The sequence below is a fragment of the Paenibacillus sp. JT22N15 genome (assembly GCF_059383755.1).
In genome coordinates, this window is record NZ_JBXENV010000001.1 from 700,298 (window position 1) to 722,336 (window position 22,039).

A 22,039-nucleotide genomic window follows, 5' to 3' on the forward strand; every position below is an offset into this window, starting at 1 on the left:
GTGAGCGAATTTCTTCGCGGCGGCCTTTCCCTATACATCCAATTTGCTGCCAGCCAGAAACTGCAAAAAGGGACGTCCTACCCTGTACAGAAATGTGGGTAAAGACGCCCCTCGTTTCAACAAACGATGGCTGCCATCTTTAACACCTCCCTATCTCCCGTAGGTACTGCAGTGTATAGAATAAGGCAGGTCTCCTGGCTCCAGCATCATCATCGCTGCGCTCGCCTTCCCGGCATCATGCCAGTGGCTTTATTGCGCAAAACTCCGCTGTTACAGTGGCGGGACCGCGCCGGTATTGCACCGGACTTCCCTTTTAAGCTCAAGACGTTACGCAAGAGCACCCTATTCCTCGCTATTTAGTTGGTCGATCTTTATTTATACAAGGTGAAACGGAGAAATATAGAGATAGGATGGAAAAATCATATCCTTTCCTATATTTCAAGCAACATGTATAAATATACGAATTTTCGCGTTTTTATACAACAAAAGATTTTACAGCCGCTTTAAATTGCGCGAGCGTACGCGGCGCCTGCTGTTCTCCTCGCAGCTCAGGCGGCAGTGCCTCCCAAGCTTCCAGCACCATTGGCAGCGTGAGTCCAAGGCTTCTGAGACGCTCGCCTTCGCGAAATACCGTCTCCGGCGTACCCTCCAATATACAGCGGCCCTCATTCATGATGAAAATCCAATCCGCCCAAGCATAGGCCATATTCATGTCATGCGTCGCCATAACCGGCGTTATGCCGCTGGCATGAATGCGGTCCAGCTCAGCCATCAGCCGCTGCTCCGATATCGGATCGAGATAAGCAGCCGGCTCATCAAGCAGCACTAACTCCGGCTCCAGGGCCAGTACGCCGGCAAGAGCGACTCGCTTCTTTTGCCCAAGGCTGAGATGATGCAGCGGCTTATGCGCCAGTTCCTGCAAGTTCAGCTGCTGAACGATGCGCGCCGTACGTCTGTCAATTTCCACTTCTTGAAGCCCCGCATTGCGCAGCCCATAGGAAATATCCTCATAAGCGGTATTCAAAATGAGCTGATGCTCCGGGTCCTGAAAAACAAGGCCGACGCGCCGTCTCAAGCTGGCAAGCTCTCTGGGCTTGTAAGAAAGCGGCTCGCCGCGCCAGCTGACAAAACCGGATTCCGGACGATTAATGCCAATAAGCTGCAAGAAGAGCGTCGACTTGCCCGAGCCATTATGCCCGCACAGCGCTATCTTCTTGTTCGCCGGAATACGCAGCTCTAGCCCGTTTAAAGCGGTCTTGTCCGTTCCGGGATAAGCATAGCTCACTTGGTTCATTTCCATAATGGTTGATGCCCGATCGTTATCCGCCAGCTTATTCACCTCCATACCGAAACCATAGCTCTGCTGCCAGCAAAATCGTTAAGCCGAGCCCCGCTTCCGCCCAATATCGGAGGCGAACCGTCCGCTTTACACTAGGCGCAAGACGGATTTCATTCGTAAATCCTCTTGCCATAAGCCCATTCGAGAGCCCCTTGTATCGATGCATCGTTTTGACGAAGAGCCGCACAGCAATCGCCGCCGTACCCTGCAATTTGCCTTTAAAACCGTGTTGACCGCCGCGTGCACGCTGCGCGACCAGCATAGCCCCCGCCGTATCCAGCAGCAGAAAGATGAAGCGATACATAATAATCATGAGCTCCAGTACAATTTGCGGCATTTTCAACCGCTTCAGCACTTGCAGCAGATCCGGGAAGGGGGTCGTCAAGGTGATAAAAAACATACATGCCAGGCAAGCAAGAATACGCGTAAAAATATGTCCGGCCAGCCCTAACGATGCCTCTGGCACATACAGGCTAAGCGGCTCCCATGAAACGAGCATCCAGCCTGCTTTCGCTGCCGCCAAGCTTCCCGCTTCGCTGCTGCTATTGCTGAATTCAATGAGCAGCGCGGGCAAGCTGAGAATGAACAGCAGGCAAGAGGAGAAAAGCAGCGCCGCATAAAGCTTAGCGGGCACTTTCGCATAGCCGACCGTCCACAGTGCAAGCCATCCGAAAATGACAAGCTGTACGAGCGGATGAGCGATATAGGCAAGCAGCAGCAGAAGGGCTGCAAGCCCGCATTTCCAAATGGCGGGTAAATCCCGCAGCTTATTGGAATAAGAAATCGTATCAATCCATTTCATCATTGCTGCTTTGATTTCCCCGACTTCCCTTTAAAAAGGCCAATCACATAGCCGATTACGCCAGCGCCAATCGCAGCTTGCAGCGCGAACAGCATGCTTTCCGTTTCTCCCGGCACCTCAGTGAGCGGAGACGCCCAAGGCTCATAATGGGGCGCAATCGTCTGGATCATTTCCTCCGCCGCGCCATCCGCGCCGCCAAACTCGGCGTTAATGAATATTAAAGGCGCAACGGCAAGCAAAACAACAATGGCTAAAATCCAAATATTTTTGGCACTGCGGCTCATTACACGCGGTCCCCTTTCATTCTCCGCTTCAAAATAGACAGCTCGTCCGTATTAAAAGATTGCAGCCAGTTCCAGATCAATACCGTCAGCAAGCCTTCGCTAATAGCAAGCGGAACCTGGGTAATCGCAAAAATACCGCCAAATTTCATAAAGGATGCGAGAATGCCTCCCTCAACAGCCGGAAAAGCAACAGCCAGTTGAATCGAAGTAACGATATAAGTGGCCAGATCGGCAACAGCGGCAGCAGAAAAAATCGCCACGCCTTGCTTGCTGCCTGAACGCATCAGCAGCCGATAGACGGCATAGCCAGCAGCGGGACCTGCAACCGCCATTGAAAAAGCATTCGCCCCAAGCGTCGTCAGCCCGCCATGTGCAAGCAGCACCGCTTGAAACAGCAATACCATAGAACCTAATACGCTCATGGGCAGCGGCCCGAACATAACCGTTCCAAGCCCCGTTCCCGTCGGGTGCGAGCTGCTGCCTGTAACGGAAGGAATCTTAAGCGCGGACAGCACGAAGGTGAAAGCTGCCGCCAAGCCCAGCATCAGCTTAAGCTCTGGTGCTTCCTTTGTAATTTTCCGAATGGCGCGTACACCCAGGATGAAAAAAGGAATAAAGGCCACCCACCAAAAAATCGCCCACCCCACAGGCAAAAACCCTTCCATAATGTGCATCGCATATGCGGATTGCGGCTCATTCACCAGTAAAAAAAGCGTGAAGCCAATAACCAGCAAAGCGGTGCTAACTGCTGTCTTGCTTTTTAACTTGACCATTCGTTTCAATACCCTCCCCAATGTGTTCATGCCTGAAGACAACAAAAATTGACCGCCTTCCCTTCGCTGGGAAAACGGCCATGTGTACGCAGAAATAGACGGTTGCGCCAGCAAACAGACTGGTAGCAATCGCTTTCATTCGTACACCTATCCTTTCCGCGAAGGCACTGTGGTGCTGGAACGAGGTAGGTCTCCTGGCTAGCGGATCATTATTTTCCTTCGTCTTCCCTGGCTGCCCTAAAGCTTAGGCCAAGTGACTCCTGCTGGTGAAGGAAAACTCCCCGATTACAGTGGCGGGACCGCTCGGGATTTACACCCGATTCCCTGTTACCCTTTGACGTGCGCAAAGGCACCTCGTTCCATGTCAATCATTTTTCAAAATCCTTGTATTCATTGGTCATTTTGTAGTTTGATCTTATCACAAAAAATTCAGGCTGTCCCCTATAAATGTAAATGGCTACCTTCCTGTTAGAAGAAGGACAAAATAACGCCTACGACAAAACCGCATAATGCGCCGTTGACGCGAATCCACTGCAAATCGTTGCCGACCTTTTCCTCCAGCATGGAGACGAGCGCCTTGTCATCCATCCGGTCGAGATTATCCCGAACGAGCGCACCGATGCGATAGTGATTATTTTCAATAAGTCGAACGAGATAGCCGCGAATGCCATCTTCCCAATTGGCGAGCATTTCCTGCTTGCCATTCAAATAATCCGTTGCAAAACGGTATCCCTGCACAATGGCGCGCCCTCCGCTGCGATGCTGCTCCTCCAGCTTGTCCAGCACGAGCTGTCTCAGCTCCTCCAGACGCAAATGGATGAAGCGCTCCGTTTCAACGCTGTCCACCCCCTGTTCAATGAGCTGCTTCAGCTTGAGCATCAGCTCTTCGTTATCGGCAAGCTTCTCCGCCTGGGCTCTCACCTCAAGCAGCAGCTTCTGCCGATGCGGGCTTCCAGGATGGGAAAGCTCCTGCATCGTAGAGAGCAGCATGTTCTGGATCAAACCGCCGAGCTTCTCCTCGTTCATAAAGCCGACGAAAGCTTGCAGTGCAAACCCCATGAAGCCGCCTACCTTAAGCTCCTCCAGCTTTTTGAAGGCGAGCTTGCCGAGCATTTCCTCGGTTTCACGCTTGCGAATCCAATGGCCTACATGCTCCAGGCCGTAATCCAGCGCCCGTTCATCCCAACGCTCATGGACGAAACGATCCGCCAGCTTGCGCACGATTGGCGTAAAATCCTGCTTTTTCACATAATCAGCCAAAAATCCATGCAGCACACTGCTAACCCGCTCCAAAGGCAAGCGCTCCACTGCCGACTGGGCAAAATCAACCGCTGCCAGCCTGAACTTGCGCTTGCCAATCAGCCGAGTCGCCGCCGATGCCGCCCCAGCGAACAGTTGAAAGCCCGACAGCTTGCGGGTAATGCTTTCTTTATTCAGCAGTTCATTTTCCATAGCGCTGATGAGCGAGTTCACGATTTTCGCCCGGTTTTTGAGCAGCAAGGACGTATGCGGAATGGGAATGCCCATCGGATGGCGGAACAGCGCCGTCACCGCAAACCAGTCGGCAATTCCGCCGACCAGCCCCGCTTCAAAGCCGCTTTCCAGTAGATGTGTCCACGTGTTGTCTGGCAGCCACCATCTCGTAGTAATAAAGCCTGCCCCCATAACGGCAAGCGAAATACCTGCTATATATCTTGATTTCATCGTTGTCCTCCTAATCGCGGGCCCCAGCGCCCTCCTGTTGCATATTGCCCTATTATACCAGATAATGAGGTGGCAAGCGTAAACGGCTGTGCCTGCCTTCGGCAGCACAAGCTCGTTTCGCGTAGAAATATAAGCGTTGCAATAAGAATCAAACTTATTGATCTTATATTTCAAGAGCAAACGGCGTTGTCGGGTATTGGCGACAACTGCTCGTTTCGCGTAGAAATATAAGCGTTATAATAATAACAATATTTATGCATCCTTATATTTCAAGCGTAAACGGCTGTGCCAGCTTCGGCAGCAACAGCTCAACTTTCAACTACACCATTGTTTCGTTACATATAAAGGAGATTACCTGCGTGCTCAAACTACGAACCATTTTTCTGAAAATGACTCCACCGCAAATTCTTACGCTTGGCTTTCTCGCGATTATTGCGGCGGGTACCCTATTGCTTTCTCTACCTCTGGCTTCGTCAGCCCATCAGGCAACGCCGCTCATTGACGCATTATTCACTGCAACATCCGCTGTTTGCGTAACGGGGCTTGTCGTCGTCGATACCGGCATCCACTATTCAACCTTTGGCGAGCTCGTCATTCTCGTGCTTATGCAGGTTGGCGGACTCGGCTTTATGACGATGTCTACGCTGTTCGCCCTTGCCCTGCGCAAACGGATATCGCTGCGCGAGCGGCTGCTGCTGCAGGAATCCATGAATCAATCTTCGCTGGAAGGGATCGTCCGCTTCATACGGCGCGTGCTCATTTATGCTTTTGCCATCGAAGGAATAGGCGCCCTTGTTCTGGCACTGCGCTGGTCAACGGAAATGCCTTTCGGCAAGGCGCTGTATTTCGGCATGTTCCATAGCGTGTCGATGTTCACCAACGCCGGATTTGATGTTATGGGACCGATGAACGGTCCGTTCAGCAGCTTTGTCAATCACGTCAACGATCCCATTATTAATGTGATCGTTATTGCTCTCATTTTTCTCGGCGGGATCGGCTTTATCGTACTGGCGGAAATGTGGGATTACCCAAAAACGCGCAAGCTGTCTTTTCACTCCAAGGTTGTGCTGTATGCGACAGGCATTTTGTTTGTCGCAGGTGCTGCCGTTATTTTTATTTTCGAGTTTACAAATACCAAAACACTAGAGCCGCTTAGCATAAGCGGCAAGCTGTACAGCTCGTTGTTCCAAAGCATATCGCCGCGCTCGGGCGGCGCAAATACGCTGGATATTGCTTCTCTGCGCCATGCGACGCAGTTTCTCATTATTTTGCTCATGTTCATCGGCGCATCTCCGGGCTCTGCGGGCGGCGGCATTAAGGTGACGACGTTTGCGATTCTCATCGGTGCGGTGTTTGCAATGATTCGCGGCCGCGAGGATGTCGTCTTTTTCCGCAGAAGGCTCGCAAAGGACCGGGTGTACAAAGCGCTGACGATTACGATTGCCTCGCTGGCGGCGATTATTTTATTTACGATGATTTTATCTACTACCGAGGATGTCGATTTCCTCGTTCTGCTATTTGAAGTAACGTCCGCTTTCGGTACAACCGGATTGTCGCTTGGCTTAACGCCGCATTTGACGGTGATCGGCAAGGTGCTGATTATTATTATGATGTTCGCTGGGCGGCTTGGCCCGCTGACGCTGGCGTTCACACTCGTTCCTGCTCAGGAGAAGAAGGAACTGTATCGCTATCCGGAAGGGAAAATTATGATCGGATAACATGCGGCGAGGAAAAATCATTTTATAAGGAAAGGGCAGTTCATGAAAAAGAGGCTTGTTTCGAAAAAAATCAAAACGCTGTTGCTTTGCGTCTTAGCATTTGCCGCAGCGGTACTGTGCTGGTTTTCCTATGAAATTTGGTCATTTAGTATGAAGGATGAAGCGAAGCCTGCTGATGCGATCCTTGTGCTGGGCACGGCGGTCTGGGGCGATCAGCCATCCCCTGTGCTGCGGGAACGCCTGAATCATGCTATAAAGCTGTACGAGCAAGGCTTTGCCGAGTATATTATTTTTACCGGAGGACGCGGGTCTGCGAATGAGCTTGCAGAGTCAGAAGTATCACGGAGCTATGCGATTGAAAAAGGCGTGAAGCCTGAGCATATTTTGATCGAAGTCCAATCTCTTATTACAGAGGAAAATTTCGAATATTCGCTAGTCGTTGCGAAGCCATATGAGCTAGGAACCTTCATCATTGTCAGCGATCCGCTTCATATGAAGCGCGCACTCATGATGGCCAGCGAGCTGGGAATGACGGCATACTCTTCGCCAACTACGACCTCCGCATATAGCAGCATGCGCACGAAACTGCCCTTTTTCTTCCGCGAGCTGTTTTATTATACAGGCTATCGAATTATATATGCTCTGAGCTAGCTGAATGCCTTCAGCCCTCAGAGTATTTTTTTGCGCTGAAAAACTAGTATTATACATTTTTGGCATGCGAATTCCGATAAAAAAGGATAGGATTATTTTACTAAGATGCTGTAAGGGAGATTGCTGAAATGCCTGATAAGTTGAAGAACATGTTAAAGCTGCTGCAGGAGCTATGGTTTATGCCTTTCGTCGTCTATACCGCCGGACTTGTGTATGTACAAGGCTCTTTTCAACCTTATTTCGGTGATATGTTCATTTTCAAAGATATTTTAACATTTTATCCTGTTTCTCAAAGCCTGTATTGGATAAACGGCATTTATATTTCCTTCTTTTTAGCAATTCCTGTTGTAACAATAGCTGTACTTGCATCCCGCAAGGATCGGAGAAAGCCTCGTAGGGCACCTAATCGGTCAAATGTAAGGATTAGACGTTTTCGGTATTTCGTTTTACGAAATCGTATGCATCCCTTATTATTATTAATTCATGGCCTTTTATTTCTTAGTTTTATTATTACTATGATAGTTTTTCAAATTTTAACCTTGGATAAAGATTCAAATCTACCGCTGGCCGTGCAGAATATATTCTTCTATGGCGCTTTTTTTCTTATTTTTATTTTTCGTATCAAACCGCTTCCTATTTCAAAATGAATGCACCGGCAACAAAGATAAGCATCATTTTCGTTACAGCTATCATATTGATTTTCTCCATATACCTCAACGGTATCCATGCGCAATATATTAATATTTCAAAATACGAAGCTCAGAAGAGTACAATTGAAATGTCCAGAGTCTCATTGGATAATGAAACGCTGACACTCATTAAAATGGATATTTCAGCTGATTATTATATCGGATACCATACAGGTACTAATCGAACTATTTTTATAGCAAAAGATAATATTAATAAAATCGAAAATTTTCAAGCCTCCTATGCAGGAAAAAAACAGCTCGCTGATCCTTCTGCTTTAAACGATGAAGAGGATGTTATTATTAAAACGTTGCAAAGCTATTATGATTTTAAGATTCATTCGGAGAAACTCACGAAATCATGTACGCAATCATGCGCCTCATTCGACGCCTTTAAGAAACTGCAATCAAATGCCTACTTACGCAATGCATCAGATTCCATTCGGTTAAAATATTTGCAGAATAACCCCTATCGTGGCAAGGAGGAGGAAGACTATTTTGGTGTGGACATCTCCTTGCCAGAGCGGATTAAAGGGGACGCGGCCTTAAGAGCCGTCTATGTCAAAGAATATTGGAAAGACGATATTTTCTATATAAAATATACGCTGCAAAACGTCGCTGATTTGGATAAAAACGCGTGGATCATTATTAAAGATGAGGAAGTATTTTTTGACTTTCAATAAAGGAGCTCAAACGAATCGAGTGTAGCGCGGACGGGCACTGATGAAGGCTGTAGTAACAACAGAAAAGCAAATAGAAATTTGGCGGACACAGCAGCAGCTATTTGTTGCAGATAAAGGGGAATGAGCAGGTTCGCGGACTCAGCAGCCGCTAATCACCCCCTTTATGATCATTTATAGCGAGAAAAACCGCATTAACGGCTTTCCTGTCCGCTTGCCCGCCAAAATCGCCTAAAAATGGGCAAATAGCTGCTGCTGAGTCCGCCTAGACCAAGTGTAAACGGCTGGCACCGTCCTCTGGCGGCAAAGCTACCGTTTCGCGGGTGAAATAGAAGGCAGCCGATTTTAAGTTAAGCGCTTTACCAAACATGAAAAAATGCTCCTATGAGCTAATGTTTTCGACCTCGACGGAGACGACATTTTTATAGCGCCGAAGATCCTCGTAGACAGAGGTTGTCGGGTGCAATTCCCGCGATGACAGCACGAGCTGAATTTCTTTGCGGCCGTCGCCAATATCTTTGATTTTCGTATGCTTGATCTGGTGCTCCGATCGAATTTTCGTCATCAAGCCGTCCAGCTCAGCCGAACGGTCAAACGTCATGCAGACCGATAGGTCGCGCTCGCGCAGCTTTCTCGGTCCTAATGCCCGAACCACGAACGGCACCAGATTGACTGCCATGATGATGAAGCCTACGGCAGTGAACGCTTCTTTATAGAAGCCTGCTCCTGCCGCAATCCCAAGCGCCGACGCCGACCAGACCATTGCAGCTGTCGTCAGGCCGGAGATGACATCGTTATTTCTTCTCAGGATGACGCCTGCGCCGATAAAACCGATGCCGCTCACAATTTGTGCCGCCAGCCGCATCGGGTCCATGTTAGTCATGCCTGGATGGGCAAGCTCAGTCGACGCTTCGATCGACACCATCGTAATTAAGCAGCTTGCGACCGCGATCACCATGCTCGTCTTGATGCCAAGCGGCTTGTGCCGAAGCTGGCGGTCTACACCGATCAGCAGCCCAAGCAGCAAAGCCGCCCCCAATTTAAGTACAAACAATATTGTAATCACCCCTTCTGGGGGAGCATCTTCCTGAAGCGCGATAGTCAATCAGTTAGCTGCAACTCCATATATACGGTTACTGCCCGTTTGCCCCATTCCCATCGCTTGGAGACAAACGGATATGAAACGTCCGATCATAAGGTGTCAGCACGTTGACGACCAGCGTCTGGCAATCTGCCGGGAATGCAGCCCCGCGGATCGATTTGGCCCAATGCTCGTGCGCACCGCCCTCCATCTCAATCCAGTCGCCGCCAGCTGTAAATTTTACAGTGCCTGCTTTCCAAAATTGCGTACCTGTCTCGGCAGGAGCCAATTCGCCGCCAGCGAATTGCCCTTCCTTCCCGAATACGAAGGAAATTTGGGTTAGCAGCACATCCGGCTTGTCGCATTGAACACGCAGCTGCCAGCCATCATACGTTTCCGTCAACTCAATTCGCACATCATGCTGCTGCAAATGTGTTACCTCACGCAGCTGATGCGGCAGCAAATACCATGGGCTGACGGAATGGCTTGCTATTTCAGGCAAACGATCAGTTGCGATCGGCCCGTAGTAGCCTTTTGATTCCGTACCCGTCAGAACATAGCCGGATTCGAGCTGCTCCAAATGGTTCATCTTGATGAACCCCGGATCAAACGAGCTGCTGACCTGCACACCAAGCAGCCGTGCCGCCCCATGTCGAAGCGCGAAAAACGAATTCGTCTCCGTCATGACCGTAACGCTCGTTTCCCCATCCCGCTGCCGGGCAACCGGAGCGCCGAAATCAGGATGCAGACGGCTGTGATAAATCCGCCCGCCATGTCCAGCCGACTCCATCTGACTTAAATAATGCTGCCGATTAAATTGCCCGTTGATGACAACCCGGTAATGATCTGGCAGACTGCCGCTTTTCACACGTGGCTCTCTCAGCTCCGGATGAAGCAAAAATCCGAGCAAAACATTGTTTGGGATGGGTCCCGGATGGTTAAGCGCTGCGATTCCCAGCTCAGCCAAGGCAGCGAATAAAGCATTCTGATCGCGCTGTGCCATAAGGCAGGAAGCGAGTGTATAGCCGGACATATCGAATGCTTGACCAAAGTCCTGGCGTCCAGAATAATCCGTGACGACTTCTCCGTCAGGATGGATCAGATAGGCCATCATTCGCAGATTGCGGCGAACCGGCTCCAAGAGCTCAGGCCGGCCAAGCAGCTCGGCCGCATGGAACAGCATAATGTCGCTGACGCCGTTATAAATGCCGTTGCTGCGTTCCGTCCATTCCCCATCCTCCGTGCAATCCATGCCTTCAGCCAGCCACTGGTCGGCACGAGCTACAAGCTCGGCATTGCCCGTCAGCCTATGCAAGAAGGCAAGTGCCGCTGTCAGCACCCAACGATGGTTCGGCGTATGGCAGCCACCGGTCAGCAGCGCAGGTACAGACCGTTCTAGAAACTTTCTAATGTCCGCTCGAACACGCTCAAGCTCCGCCCATTCATGCTGCACCAGCAGTTCATGCAATTGAGCAAGTCCAACGACCGCGAACGCGGTATCGGGAGGTGAATGCATATTGGTCCAACCCGGCGATATCGTCCCGTCCTCATGCTGTTCGCGGACCGTGAAGGCCGCCGCCAGCTCCAAACGCCGCAGCAGCTTTTCGTCATGATAAAAGTTGGAGCTTTCATCAACAAGTGAGCATGCCCATATCGCCATAAACGTTGGCGTTCCCATGTGGGTCGGCCAAGCAACCCCGTTGTCCGGATCGGCTACACCGCCGTAGAAGCGGCTGCCGCTGTCCATTATTTGATTATCGATTCCTTGCTTGACCCAGCCATCGTTGACGGCAACCAGCTTCTCATGCATGTTCATCTTCCTTCCTCATTCTCCGTTGATCCGCTAAGCGTATGCCTAATCATAGCCAGCTCCGCCTCAATTCGCTCAGGTATTTCTTCGTACAGCGTTTCCCACGGAACGAACAACGGCTCACGCTCCGCAAGCTCGTAAGGAACGAACTCAAACGATGGCGTGAACCGATGATACGCCTGCTGATAGGCTCGAACTAGCACATTCGTCTCTTCATCATACTGCCCCAGCGCCTTGTACCACTCCGGCAATGTAAGACCATCCAGCCCGGCATCGCGGTCTGTAGCAGTGCGCACGTTCGGCAGCAGCTCGAAAATAATCGGCAGCGGCGAGAAGGCGTGCTTTCCAGGCTGCGAGTACAGGCTTGCTGTTTTCCCCTCCAGATTGGAGCGGTCAGGCAGCAGCGCCTTCATGTATTTGCCGTGAAAGCTCGCTTCCGCATCCACTACGGCGCCGTCCTTGCCTACATAAATCCATACATGCTCCAGCTCGTACAGATGCTGAATGTCATAATCCCAATAAATCGCGAATTCGATCACATAATCGACAATAGCATCCAGCCGTTCAAATTTACGCCGAAACGACGGCGATTGCTCGCCTTCGCGCAGGACGGAAACACCGACCCGCACCGGATAAAACGGCTCTTTTTGATCAAAAAAAAGCCGTGGGGCATAGGACGCCAGATGCTTAATGTCCATCATCCTACACCTCGCGCTCGGACAGCTTGGCAAGCAGCAGCTCATGGCTCTGTTCGATTTCCTCCGGTGTACATGCCGCTTTTAGCTCATACACCTTCACAGGAGCTGCTGCGATAATAGGCAGGAAACGATCGAAATAGCTCATGTCGCCGCTGTGTACATACGGACACCAGTGATCCGACAATCCAACCGTTTCATGAATGTGAATGCCGACTACATGGTCCTTAATGGCTTCCATATCCCGCGCATTATCGTACAAGCCCATACGCTCCATCATCATGCCGTGGCCAAAATCATACCACAAGCCGACCGGTGCACCCTTCAGCCGGTCAAAAACCGATTTCGCCTCGCGCAGCGTCGGCATCTGATAGCAGCGCGAACGCGTTTCAATGCCAATCGATACGTCCCAGCCCTTAGCCGCGATCTGGTCGCAAATATCATCCAGACTATCGCCTATGCGCTGCAGGTAATGTTCCGACAACGATTCCCTGCGCTCCAGCATCTCGTTCCACAGCTTTAAGTAAGCAGAGGATTCCGGGCCTTGGTCGTGGTAAATTTTTTTGAGCTCGTTATCGATGTTATAGTCGAACGGCACCTCGCCCGGATGCACGACAACCGCCTTCGCTCCATAGCGATTTGCATATTCCGCCGAACGGATCAGCAGCTCGATTGCACGCTGCCGCTTTTCCTCGTCTTCAAAGCCGAGCAGCACAGAATCGGTACCATAGTCGGGGTCCGCAACATGCGGAAACGTATTGTGGACGCTCGACACTCCAATTTCTCCCCGTTCAATCATGGGCTCAATCGTCGACAGCAGCTCCTGCGTGACGTTATAGTTCAGCTCAACGTAGCGAAAGCCGAGCTCCCGAATTTCATCGATCATGCTGCTGCCGACGTTGTGACGTTTAATATTCCAGCATGTCGAGAACGAATATTGGCCTTTGTCGTTTCCCATACGCTCCTCCTGAAAGATAGATTCGGTTAACCTTTGACCGCACCGAGCATAACGCCACTAACGAAATACCGTTGAAGCCACGGATAGACAATCATAATTGGCACAGTTGCGAAAATAACGCTCGCCGCCTTCAAGCTTTCCGGCTGCAGCTTTGCCTGTCCATTTGCGCCTTCCATTACCAGCAGCTCGCTGACCATGTTGTTTTGAACCAGCTGATAAAGCTTCAATTGCAGCGGATACATCTCTGGACTCGTAATATACATGAGCGTATCCGTAAAACCGTTCCAGCGGCCTACTGCATAAAACAAGCTCAGCGTAGCAATAACGGGCAGCGACAGCGGCACGATAATGCTAACCAAAGTGCGGAGGTACGAGCTTCCGTCAATCTCTGCTGACTCCTCCAGCGAATCGGGAATATTTTGAAAAAACGTGATCAAAATAATCAAATAAAACGGACTAACGAGACCTGGCAGCATAAGCGCCCATATCGAGTCGAGCAAGCCCAAATTGCGTACGAGCATATACTCTGGAATAAGTCCGCCGCTGAAAAACATCGTAATGATAATAATGAACATCACCAGTTTGCGGCCTTTTAATTTCGTTTTAGCAAGCGGGTAAGCCGCCGCAATCGTCATTATCATGCACATGATTGTAAATAATACCGTCAGCATAACGGTAAAACCGAGTGACCGGATCATCGACGCATCTGAAAATACCTTCTTGTAGGCATCCCAGTTGATTTCGACAGGAATAAGGCTGACCTCACCAGACATGATGGAACGTGTTGAGCTGAGCGAGATAGCGATTATATGAAGAAACGGAGCCAAACATAGCAGCACGAATAATAAAATGGCGATCGTATTGACAATATCAAATGATCGGCTGGCCTGTTGATCTCTCATGTCTTATCGCTCCTTTCCAATTTTCATAGAAAATAAAAGTTTATATTTTAAATAATGCTTTGGTCTGCCAGTTTTTTGGATAAGTAGTTGGCGCCTAAGACGAACACAAGTCCGACAACTGCCTGGAACAAGCCGACGACCGTAGCAAGCGTATATTGTCCAGATTCAATGCCGATACGGTATACGAAGGTGCTGAGCACGTCCGAATAATCACGTACAGCGGTATTTCCGATAATATAAGGACGTTCAAATCCGATGGCGATCATATTGCCCACGTTAATAATGAGAAGCGTAACAATCGTTGGTTTTAAGGATGGCAGCGTAATGCTCCAAATTTTTCTCAGTCTGCCTGCTCCGTCAACGTCAGCCGCCTCGAACAACTCCCTATTGATGCCTGTAAGAGCCGCCAAATAAATGATCGTCCCCCAGCCGGCACTTTGCCAAACTCCGACGATTAAATACGTAATTAACCAATCGCTTTTGTCCGTAAGAAAAGGAATCGCTTCAAAGCCTAACGAAGTTACGAAATTGTTAACCATACCGGATTGCGTACCAAACACTTGGTAGACGATCCCGCCGATAATAACCCACGAAATGAAATGCGGAATGTACAAAATCGTTTGCGAAATCTTTTTGAACCAAGCTGATTTGAGCTCATATAACATAATGGCGATAAACAAAGGAGCCGGGAAAGAAAAAAGCAAATCCAAAAAATTAAGCATGAGCGTATTGCGCAGTGTCTTGTAAAAGTCCGACATGGCGAATACTTCCTTGAAAGCATCAAGCCCGATCCATTCAGAACCATTAATCCCTTGGAAAAAGTTAAAATCCTTAAACGCAATAATAATGCCGTACATCGGTCCGTATTTGAAAACCAAGAAATAGGTAACCGGTAAAATAAGCAGCATATATAATTGCCAGTATCTGCGTAAATACACGCGCATGTTCAATATTATCCACTCCTATCTGCTTACGATTAAGCCCGGAGACGGGACTTAAGAAATATCGATCGTCTCCGAGCTGCTTAATGCAGGCGTTATTTTTATTTCATGGCCTCATAAGCTTTTGTGCGTTCATCCAAAATCGCTTGACCGCCGTTTGCCATATAATCCTTCATGATCGATTCGAATGTGCTTTCGAATTGATCCGGCTTCACCATCGTTGCTTTAACGACAATTTCATTGAACTTGTCACGCAGCGCCGAACCATATTTGGCTTGGGCTTCGATCGGATGGTCGAACAAGACCGGCTTGATCGTATCAGATCTGGAAATCGTCAGTGCTTTGCGAGTCTCTTCTTGGAATTGCTCAGGCATGCCTAGTACATAAGCCTCTACGTTTTTCTCCGTATCACCCAACTGTTTGCCGTTGGAGATAATGGCCATGTCACCCCAGTTGTATACGCGATTTTTGATATCATCAGAAGCATCGGCTTTAGCTACCGGGATACCGTCTTGAAGATCATAGTTTTCGCCAGCTACACCATTTTGAATGTTAAGCAGGTTGTCTCCCGAAGCCATCCAATCCAGGTACTTAATTGCCTCTACTGCATTTTTGCTGCTTTTCGGGATCATAAGGTACAGACCAACTGGCGCATATTCCGGCTTCGGATGCTTGCCCTCGGAGTTCGAGTAAACATCAACAGAGGAAAGCTTAGCGTCAGGAATGTTCGTTTGCAGTGTCGAGTACAAACCATCTGGATAGAACGGGTTCATATCGTCTTCACTGAAGAAACCGACCAAGCCTTTAGCTGCGTCTTCGTTCAGCTTCTTCTTGTCTTCATCAAGGCTGAAGTCTTTGCTCATTAGCCCTTCATTGTAGAGCTTGTTCATGAATTGCAAAGCGTCTTTAAAGCCAGGAAGCAAGATCGGGAAGTCATTGGATCCGAGCTGCTGTGTCAGCGTGTAGCGCTGTTCTTCAGTAACAGGCTGGATGAAGGACCACAGAAGCGGCTCATATTGAGCAGATGCTAGCGCCATTCCGAGCGGAATAACTTTGCCGCCAGTTTGACCCGGATCTTTTTCTTTAAACGCTTTCAAAGTCGTGTAAAGCTCATCTGTCGTTTGCGGCACAGGCAGGCCTAGCTTGTCGAGCCAGTCTTGACGGACGAAAGATGAATATTTCCCTAAATGCGCACGTTTCGCTGGCAGTGCGAATTGCTGACCTTGATAATTACCATAAGCTAACGTATCATCGCCTAGAAATTTTTTGAGGTTCGGGCCGTATTGATCAAGCAGCTCGCCAAGGTCAGTCAAACCGCCTTGCTGCGCATAACGATAAAACGTACCCGAATCATAAGTGAATACGATATCCGGAACATCGCTTCCGCTCGCCATTAGAACGTTAAGCTTCTGTACTTCCTCTGAACGTGGAATCGGTACAAATTGCACGTCAACATTATTTGGCTTCCCGAAGTTATCCTGAACATATGTCGTCAAATAGTTTTTTGTAATAGTCGAACCAGAAGGAGAATTGCCACGATCGAATACTTCCACCTTAAGTGTTACTGGCTTACCGGAGGCTGCTTCGCCACCTGTCGTTTTGTTTCCAGTTTCATTGTTGCTGCCGCATGCACCAAGAAGCATAGTACCTGCAAGCGTAAGTGCTAGCAAAACGCTGGTTTTCTTTTTCCCCTTCACAACTTTCATCATTTGATTCAACCCCTCTTTCTTTTTCGTTAATTTGTTTCCTGTACTCGATTATGAACCGAAGAATGAAGCATGTTTGAACGCGCTTTCAATCGTCGCTTGCAAACCGTGATTAGGAAGTGGCCTCAGTATGACACGGCTTGTAGTGCGCTTGCAATAAACCAGTTTCGGCGCGGCAAACCGTTAAGCCGAACCCTTGCCCAGCAAGGCTTTTGGCGATTAGAATAGATCATTTTCCCGACATAAACCGTTTTCCATCAACGCCGAAAAAGCCCGTCATAAAGCCATTTCCGCAGGTAAACTATATTCCGGCTAAACAAATAGAGCAGCAGTCCGAACATCTTTCCTTGTTCGGACTGCCGCTTCAACAAACAACTTTTCAATTCGCATGAACATACATGTGAAAGAACTAAAACCCTATTGCTTCGCACACCTTAGTTCAAAACAGAAGGCCGCATTTTGAGCTTTCGGAATTCGCCTGGCGTTACACCGGTTATCCGTTTGAATACCCGTCCGAAGGTGATCGAATTGGCGTAGCCAACCTGAAGAGCAATTCCTTGAACGGTCTCATCAGTATTCGCCAGCAGACGCTCAGCCTGCTGTATTCGAAGCTGCACAAGAAAATCGACGAACTTCATATCGTACTCCAGCTTAAACAAATAGCTTGCATACTTGCCCGATATTTGAAAGCGGTCACTCAAATGATTGAGCGAAAGGTCTGGATCGGCAAAGTTTTCCTGAATGTAGGCTCTCATATCCGTTATCATCGTCTTGTAGCTTTTCGTCTCGCTCATCGCCACATATGCATCGAATAGATCAGCCAAATACTCTAGCAGTTGCTCCTTCATTTCTGCCAAAGTCGAGGCAGTCTTTAGCTTGGCAAGCAATACAGATGAGCGATCGCCTTCCAGAAATTCATTCAGTGATTCCGACAAATCCTTCAGCTCACGGCTGAGCATTTGCATAAATATTTGCATGAGCGAATGAATATCTTCATCCTTGAGCGTATCCGTATTGAGCCGCTTGAATAATTGCTCAAACGTATTGCGCCAGCTCTCATTCGTCTGCCTAAATTCCTGCACACAATCGGTACACATTTGAATGTAATGAAACGTACCGTACTGTTTGCCCTGCGGAATATCGCCGCTGAACGTAACCGCCTCGCGTCCGATGCAGAGCTGATATTCCATACCGGAGAGGGCATCGCGGTAAGATTGTCCGATACGGCTCCATTCGTCAACGATTGAACCAATTCCAATCGACAGCATGAAACGCAAATGCTCGCCTACCCACTGCTGTGCAACGATTGCAGAAGTTCGAAGCTGATCCAGCATTCGGGATTCGTCATCCGAAACCGCAAACACAAAGGCGATGAGATCCGGCGCCAGCCATTCTCCCCAGCCCTGCAAGCCTTCGTTGTGAGCCAGCTCTTGCATAACATTGCCGAGCGCAAATTTCAGAACATTTTGCTCGTTAAGCGTGTTTTCAGACTGAAAATCGTCATAACGGTTGAGCTTCACAACCATTACGGCATACCGTCCGGCGCTCGGCAGCAAATCCAGCTTACGCATCCGCTCATTAGTTTGCCCATTTTGTTCCCCGCTAATAAGCTCATTAAAAAGCTGCCTGCGCTGAAGCATCACACTTTCACGCTGCTTCTTTTCGTGATCCAACGACTGCACGATTAAATTTTCAAGCGCACGGTCAATCATCGTCAGATCATCTGTCAAAACCGCTCCCCCGTCGCCGCTCCGCAGCTGCAGCGCCTGAATACGATTCATCATTAACCGGATCGGCTTGTAGTTTCGGCGCGTTACCCAAATGATATAGATAATAGCCGCTACGAATGTCAAAATAGCCATAACGACCCATGCATAGGATACGACCGATACCCAGCCGAGCAAATGACCGTCCTGAATCCCACTCTCGAAAGTCCAGCCAAGAGAGTCCGAAGTGACTGTCGTCAGAATGCTGCCGCCTCCTGATTCATCTGAGCCATTGTTGACGGGATAAATAGGCTTATTAGCTCCATCGGTAATTCGCATGAATGAAACCTGATGGCTTGTCATGCTGCCGATCATTTGTTCAACTGCATACAAATCGACATTAATGACCAATATGCCTTCCTTTCCGAACGGGAACGGCGTCCGCTTATGCATCGTAATGACCCTGACGGGCTTTAGCCGGTCATATTCCCGATACTCCCGGCTTGCCGACCATCCTTGGTAATCAAGATTTTTTTTCGCTTGCTGAATAAAATCACGATCGCCAAAATCCGGCAGCTCGGTCTGCCCGCTCGCTGTAAGCACCATATCGTCGGATTCCCTATAAAGATAGGCCGATTCGATAAAGTCGTTTTCTTCTACAAGTGAACGCAAACTATGAACGACGCCGTATCTGTCGCTCGTTTCGGAGGAGCCGTTTAAAAACGCAGTGTAGCTTTTATTTTTGACGGCTTCGTTCATCGCGTTAAACTCCGCTCCACGTATAGCGCGTTCGACGCTTTCCACCACATAGCCGGTGGTGATGTTGTCTGCCTTGGCAGTCTCGGACCGTGATATCTCATTAAGTGCAATGAACGATAAAAAAATAATCATTGACACCGTAAGCACCAAAATTGGAAAATATGATACAAGCAACCGGAAGTACCAGTTGTTTAGCTTAAGCATGTTAAACCCCCTACAATGACAATAATTTTTGTAAGCGTTACCATTTCAACGCAATTAGAACAAGTTAAGCGGTATACTTTGTTAATCTATTGTAGCACAGCCCCTCTAGAATCGAAACACTTCATGACAGCCAAAATAGTGGTTATCGTATAGCCTCAGGAAAAGATGTTCATCGAGTTGGCTCATGCTCGTCGTCTCACCAAAGAGGAGCAGCGGCTGACGAAACGTCGACCACTGCTCCTCTCGGTCATTAAGGTTACGATGTGTGGTTAATTATAGCCTCAATTACCTTATCCCATTCGCCATAATGAATTTCATGCCCCGAGCCCTCCAAAGTTAACAGGATTGAGTCAGATATCACAGCAGCAAGTGAAACTCCATGTTCATATGGAATAATCGGGTCCTCAGTGCCATGTATAATGAGCGCAGGGACATCGATTTCAGCCGTTCTGGACAGATAGGAAAAATCACCTGTCAACACGCCATGATTGTTTATACTCGACATATTGCTGCTTCTTTCTACCTCTAGTTTAGCCAATTCATAAATGCGATCCTCATCAAGTGGATGCTTGGAGCCCGCTAAAACTTTCCACTTGCTGACTGCAAAAGCAATCACCGCTTCATCATTAGACCAGTCGATCTCTTCGGAATTAGCGAAAAACTGCGCGACCTTCTCTTCCATTGGAGGAAGACCCTCTGCAAAATTGGACGTTGCAATAAGCGAGACGGTTAGCACTCGTTCGCGATGGCGCAGAGCGAGAATTTGCGTTAGCATGCCTCCCATCGACATCCCGACAATATGTGCTTGCTTTATGCTGTAAGCATCAAGAATACCAACCGCATCATCCGTCATATCTTCAAACGTATACTCTGGCTGACCAAGCTCATAAACGGTAGAACGCCCAACGTCACGGTTATCATAACGAATAACAAAACGTCCAGCCGCTGCAAGACGCTGACAAAATTCATCTTCCCACCATACCATTGATGCTTGGGCTCCCATAATGAGTAATAGAGCTGGATCAGCGGGATCTCCAAAGCTTTCCGTACATATTTTAACACCGTTTATACTTAACAGCTGTTCACTCATCGTCTCATTCCTCCATTACTAAAAATATAAAAAAACACAGGCCAGCTGCCTGTGCTTTCAGTAATCGAGAATAGGAGCAGCGGCAGACGAATCGTCAGTCACTACTCGCATATAACTAAATAAGGTTACCATGAGGTAAACCATTCTTCGATTACTTCGCACAGAACATAGCCGTAACACGTCTATTCCATTCGTTGTGCAGAGCCAAAAATCGAAAAATTAGTTTAACACACGTAACCCTCCCGTTCCTATAGATTGGGGTTATTTTACCATGCGCATTTTTTATCTGTCAAATGATAAGCACTGCTGGGCTTCTCGGATTGTATGGTTAAGTTATATTGTGCAAAGCGTTAACAGCCTCTTGTTTGTCTCGTAAAAATAGTACCTGCTTGCCGTTATTGCATTCATAAATAAAATCCTTCAAGCTTTTGCTGTCATAAGTATCAAAATCTCCAACGATGGCCAGCTTCACCTTGTAGTTCACATATTTCTGCAAAATCTCTCCAGCCAGCTTAGTTTTGAGCTCGAAGAAATCCTCCGTTATGTTTGCTTTTTGAAGGATGATTTTATGGCATTCGTGATTGTAATTAACAGAAGCCATTAAATCCAGCGCATCCTGAACATCGCGGATGATCACGTCAGAGCTTTCTATAACGGCAACCTTGGAACTGTCTTGTTGGTCGATTGTTATGTTCATTTTTCATTCGCCTCCCCTATTTAGTGTAACACCACCTTCCTTCAAAAAAAAGCTAAACGTCCACGCTTGACTTGGTTAGCCCTTCTGTCTTTTGGCATCGATTGTTTTCTTGTATAATGATAATCAATCGGATGACTGAGAATACATGCTTTTACAGAGGGAGGATATATATGCACCATTCATCGCCATCCATAGATCGAAGAATCCACAAGTCGAAGGCAGCTCTAAAGCAGGCGCTGCTCGAAAACATGCTCCGTAAATCGTTCGAGGATATTTCCATTACCGATATCGTGAAGGCTGCCGATTTGAATCGTGGCACGTTTTATAAACATTATGCGATCAAAGAAGAGCTGCTTGATGATATTTTGGCCGATGTGATGACTGATCTTATCCAGTCCTACCGTTCTCCATATTTGCATTATCAAAATTTCGACATACAGAGCTTAAGTGCTTCAGCCATCAAAATTTTTGATCACGTGCTTGCCAATGCTACTGTTTATACATTATTGGTAACAACGAGCATTTTGGCGAACTTCCGCAACACCGTTTACGAAACGCTCAAAAGGTTGTATTTGGATGATGTTACTGAAATGTCTCCAAACCCGAAAATTGATAAAGAGCTGCTTGCCTGTTATCAGGCTAATGCTGTCTTTGGCCTCATTGCCGAATGGGTGCAGAGCCATTTTAAATACAGCTCCTCTTATATGGCAGAGCAGTTATTAGAATTTACGCGATTAAACCGCTCTCATGAAGTTTACCGTTCGAATCTCGGCCAAGCCTAGACTCTGGCCGCCTGCATTGGGGCAATAAACAGATGCCTAAACATCCGGCAAAATAAAAAAAAGAGCCCGGC

At 48.3% G+C, this 22,039-nt stretch carries 20 protein-coding genes and 2 riboswitches; of the genes, 5 read left to right on the forward strand and 15 right to left on the reverse strand.

Features of this window, described 5'->3' with window-relative positions:
• Nucleotides 1-167: 167 nt before the first annotated feature.
• Nucleotides 168-360, reverse strand: a riboswitch (cobalamin riboswitch).
• Between the two features lie 115 nt (nt 361-475).
• The 5 genes from AC50X8_RS03090 to AC50X8_RS03110 all read right to left on the reverse strand — a co-directional run bounded on the left by AC50X8_RS03090 (nt 476) and on the right by AC50X8_RS03110 (nt 4,902).
• Nucleotides 476-1,345 carry an energy-coupling factor ABC transporter ATP-binding protein gene (locus tag AC50X8_RS03090; RefSeq protein WP_081419169.1) on the reverse strand — a complete coding sequence of 290 codons (870 nt, stop codon included), beginning with the start codon at nt 1,343-1,345 and terminating at the stop codon, nt 476-478.
• Nucleotides 1,332-2,144: a cobalt ECF transporter T component CbiQ gene (gene cbiQ, locus AC50X8_RS03095; RefSeq protein WP_494878536.1), complete on the reverse strand. Its 813-nt coding sequence runs from the start codon at nt 2,142-2,144 to the stop codon at nt 1,332-1,334. The genes AC50X8_RS03090 and cbiQ overlap by 14 nt, the downstream gene beginning before the upstream one ends.
• Complete coding sequence (locus AC50X8_RS03100; RefSeq protein ID WP_056043411.1) at nt 2,141-2,425, reverse strand: energy-coupling factor ABC transporter substrate-binding protein; 285 nt, start codon at nt 2,423-2,425, stop codon at nt 2,141-2,143. The genes cbiQ and AC50X8_RS03100 overlap by 4 nt, the downstream gene beginning before the upstream one ends.
• Nucleotides 2,425-3,198, reverse strand: coding sequence for an energy-coupling factor ABC transporter permease (locus tag AC50X8_RS03105; protein ID WP_056043408.1), 774 nt, complete (start codon nt 3,196-3,198; stop codon nt 2,425-2,427). The genes AC50X8_RS03100 and AC50X8_RS03105 overlap by 1 nt, the downstream gene beginning before the upstream one ends.
• 167 nt (nt 3,199-3,365) lie before the next feature.
• A riboswitch (cobalamin riboswitch) is annotated at nt 3,366-3,570 on the reverse strand.
• Nucleotides 3,571-3,666: 96 nt separating this feature from the next.
• Nucleotides 3,667-4,902 carry a DUF445 domain-containing protein gene (locus AC50X8_RS03110; RefSeq protein ID WP_494878538.1) on the reverse strand — a complete coding sequence of 412 codons (1,236 nt, stop codon included), beginning with the start codon at nt 4,900-4,902 and terminating at the stop codon, nt 3,667-3,669.
• Between the two features lie 389 nt (nt 4,903-5,291).
• On the opposite strand from AC50X8_RS03110, the gene AC50X8_RS03115 reads away from it, so the two are divergent.
• The 4 genes from AC50X8_RS03115 to AC50X8_RS03130 all read left to right on the forward strand — a co-directional run bounded on the left by AC50X8_RS03115 (nt 5,292) and on the right by AC50X8_RS03130 (nt 8,640).
• Nucleotides 5,292-6,620 (forward strand): TrkH family potassium uptake protein, encoded by a 1,329-nt coding sequence (locus AC50X8_RS03115; RefSeq protein ID WP_056044047.1) that lies wholly within the window; start codon nt 5,292-5,294, stop codon nt 6,618-6,620.
• A gap of 42 nt (nt 6,621-6,662) precedes the next feature.
• The gene (locus AC50X8_RS03120; RefSeq protein ID WP_494857787.1) at nt 6,663-7,271 is read left to right on the forward strand and encodes a YdcF family protein; all 609 of its coding nucleotides are present in this window, start codon (nt 6,663-6,665) and stop codon (nt 7,269-7,271) included.
• A gap of 128 nt (nt 7,272-7,399) precedes the next feature.
• Nucleotides 7,400-7,918: a hypothetical protein gene (locus tag AC50X8_RS03125; protein WP_494878540.1), complete on the forward strand. Its 519-nt coding sequence runs from the start codon at nt 7,400-7,402 to the stop codon at nt 7,916-7,918.
• Nucleotides 7,915-8,640 (forward strand): hypothetical protein, encoded by a 726-nt coding sequence (locus AC50X8_RS03130; protein WP_494878542.1) that lies wholly within the window; start codon nt 7,915-7,917, stop codon nt 8,638-8,640. Before AC50X8_RS03125 ends, AC50X8_RS03130 begins: the two co-directional genes overlap by 4 nt.
• 379 nt (nt 8,641-9,019) lie before the next feature.
• On the opposite strand, the gene AC50X8_RS03135 is transcribed toward AC50X8_RS03130, so the two are convergent.
• The 10 genes from AC50X8_RS03135 to AC50X8_RS03180 form a co-directional block, all read right to left on the reverse strand.
• The gene (locus AC50X8_RS03135; RefSeq protein WP_494858750.1) at nt 9,020-9,700 is read right to left on the reverse strand and encodes an MgtC/SapB family protein; all 681 of its coding nucleotides are present in this window, start codon (nt 9,698-9,700) and stop codon (nt 9,020-9,022) included.
• 70 nt (nt 9,701-9,770) lie between these two features.
• Nucleotides 9,771-11,534, reverse strand: a complete 1,764-nt coding sequence (locus tag AC50X8_RS03140; RefSeq protein ID WP_494878544.1) for a hypothetical protein — start codon at nt 11,532-11,534, stop codon at nt 9,771-9,773.
• On the reverse strand, nt 11,531-12,226 hold the full coding sequence (locus AC50X8_RS03145; protein ID WP_494878546.1) for a hypothetical protein: 696 nt from the start codon (nt 12,224-12,226) through the stop codon (nt 11,531-11,533). Before AC50X8_RS03145 ends, AC50X8_RS03140 begins: the two co-directional genes overlap by 4 nt.
• Before the next feature lie 4 nt (nt 12,227-12,230).
• A complete protein-coding gene (locus AC50X8_RS03150) occupies nt 12,231-13,181 on the reverse strand; it encodes a sugar phosphate isomerase/epimerase family protein (protein WP_056043395.1) in 951 nt (316 codons plus the stop codon).
• 26 nt (nt 13,182-13,207) lie between these two features.
• Nucleotides 13,208-14,083 (reverse strand): carbohydrate ABC transporter permease, encoded by an 876-nt coding sequence (locus AC50X8_RS03155; protein ID WP_056043392.1) that lies wholly within the window; start codon nt 14,081-14,083, stop codon nt 13,208-13,210.
• Between the two features lie 47 nt (nt 14,084-14,130).
• The gene (locus AC50X8_RS03160; protein WP_056044036.1) at nt 14,131-15,027 is read right to left on the reverse strand and encodes an ABC transporter permease; all 897 of its coding nucleotides are present in this window, start codon (nt 15,025-15,027) and stop codon (nt 14,131-14,133) included.
• A gap of 98 nt (nt 15,028-15,125) precedes the next feature.
• Nucleotides 15,126-16,730 (reverse strand): extracellular solute-binding protein, encoded by a 1,605-nt coding sequence (locus AC50X8_RS03165; protein WP_442952570.1) that lies wholly within the window; start codon nt 16,728-16,730, stop codon nt 15,126-15,128.
• Nucleotides 16,731-17,164: 434 nt separating this feature from the next.
• Nucleotides 17,165-19,399, reverse strand: a complete 2,235-nt coding sequence (locus AC50X8_RS03170; protein WP_056043386.1) for a helix-turn-helix domain-containing protein — start codon at nt 19,397-19,399, stop codon at nt 17,165-17,167.
• 256 nt (nt 19,400-19,655) lie between these two features.
• Nucleotides 19,656-20,489 carry an alpha/beta fold macrolide esterase gene (gene mle, locus AC50X8_RS03175; RefSeq protein ID WP_494878548.1) on the reverse strand — a complete coding sequence of 278 codons (834 nt, stop codon included), beginning with the start codon at nt 20,487-20,489 and terminating at the stop codon, nt 19,656-19,658.
• Between the two features lie 328 nt (nt 20,490-20,817).
• Nucleotides 20,818-21,186: a DUF4180 domain-containing protein gene (locus AC50X8_RS03180; RefSeq protein ID WP_056043380.1), complete on the reverse strand. Its 369-nt coding sequence runs from the start codon at nt 21,184-21,186 to the stop codon at nt 20,818-20,820.
• Between the two features lie 170 nt (nt 21,187-21,356).
• On the opposite strand from AC50X8_RS03180, the gene AC50X8_RS03185 reads away from it, so the two are divergent.
• Nucleotides 21,357-21,968 (forward strand): TetR/AcrR family transcriptional regulator, encoded by a 612-nt coding sequence (locus tag AC50X8_RS03185; protein WP_056043378.1) that lies wholly within the window; start codon nt 21,357-21,359, stop codon nt 21,966-21,968.
• Nucleotides 21,969-22,039 lie beyond the last annotated feature (71 nt).

Bases quoted from the DNA above. Each gene is read 5' to 3' on its own strand.
- AC50X8_RS03090 (WP_081419169.1), bottom strand. From the start codon at position 1,345: ATGGAGGTGAATAAGCTGGCGGATAACGATCGGGCATCAACCATTATG.
- cbiQ (WP_494878536.1), bottom strand. From the start codon at position 2,144: ATGATGAAATGGATTGATACGATTTCTTATTCCAATAAGCTGCGGGAT.
- AC50X8_RS03100 (WP_056043411.1), bottom strand. From the start codon at position 2,425: ATGAGCCGCAGTGCCAAAAATATTTGGATTTTAGCCATTGTTGTTTTG.
- AC50X8_RS03105 (WP_056043408.1), bottom strand. From the start codon at position 3,198: ATGGTCAAGTTAAAAAGCAAGACAGCAGTTAGCACCGCTTTGCTGGTT.
- AC50X8_RS03110 (WP_494878538.1), bottom strand. From the start codon at position 4,902: ATGAAATCAAGATATATAGCAGGTATTTCGCTTGCCGTTATGGGGGCA.
- AC50X8_RS03115 (WP_056044047.1), top strand. From the start codon at position 5,292: ATGACTCCACCGCAAATTCTTACGCTTGGCTTTCTCGCGATTATTGCG.
- AC50X8_RS03120 (WP_494857787.1), top strand. From the start codon at position 6,663: ATGAAAAAGAGGCTTGTTTCGAAAAAAATCAAAACGCTGTTGCTTTGC.
- AC50X8_RS03125 (WP_494878540.1), top strand. From the start codon at position 7,400: ATGCCTGATAAGTTGAAGAACATGTTAAAGCTGCTGCAGGAGCTATGG.
- AC50X8_RS03130 (WP_494878542.1), top strand. From the start codon at position 7,915: ATGAATGCACCGGCAACAAAGATAAGCATCATTTTCGTTACAGCTATC.
- AC50X8_RS03140 (WP_494878544.1), bottom strand. From the start codon at position 11,534: ATGAACATGCATGAGAAGCTGGTTGCCGTCAACGATGGCTGGGTCAAG.
- AC50X8_RS03145 (WP_494878546.1), bottom strand. From the start codon at position 12,226: ATGGACATTAAGCATCTGGCGTCCTATGCCCCACGGCTTTTTTTTGAT.
- AC50X8_RS03150 (WP_056043395.1), bottom strand. From the start codon at position 13,181: ATGGGAAACGACAAAGGCCAATATTCGTTCTCGACATGCTGGAATATT.
- AC50X8_RS03155 (WP_056043392.1), bottom strand. From the start codon at position 14,083: ATGAGAGATCAACAGGCCAGCCGATCATTTGATATTGTCAATACGATC.
- AC50X8_RS03160 (WP_056044036.1), bottom strand. From the start codon at position 15,027: ATGCGCGTGTATTTACGCAGATACTGGCAATTATATATGCTGCTTATT.
- AC50X8_RS03165 (WP_442952570.1), bottom strand. From the start codon at position 16,730: ATGAAAGTTGTGAAGGGGAAAAAGAAAACCAGCGTTTTGCTAGCACTT.
- AC50X8_RS03170 (WP_056043386.1), bottom strand. From the start codon at position 19,399: ATGCTTAAGCTAAACAACTGGTACTTCCGGTTGCTTGTATCATATTTT.
- mle (WP_494878548.1), bottom strand. From the start codon at position 20,489: ATGAGTGAACAGCTGTTAAGTATAAACGGTGTTAAAATATGTACGGAA.
- AC50X8_RS03180 (WP_056043380.1), bottom strand. From the start codon at position 21,186: ATGAACATAACAATCGACCAACAAGACAGTTCCAAGGTTGCCGTTATA.
- AC50X8_RS03185 (WP_056043378.1), top strand. From the start codon at position 21,357: ATGCACCATTCATCGCCATCCATAGATCGAAGAATCCACAAGTCGAAG.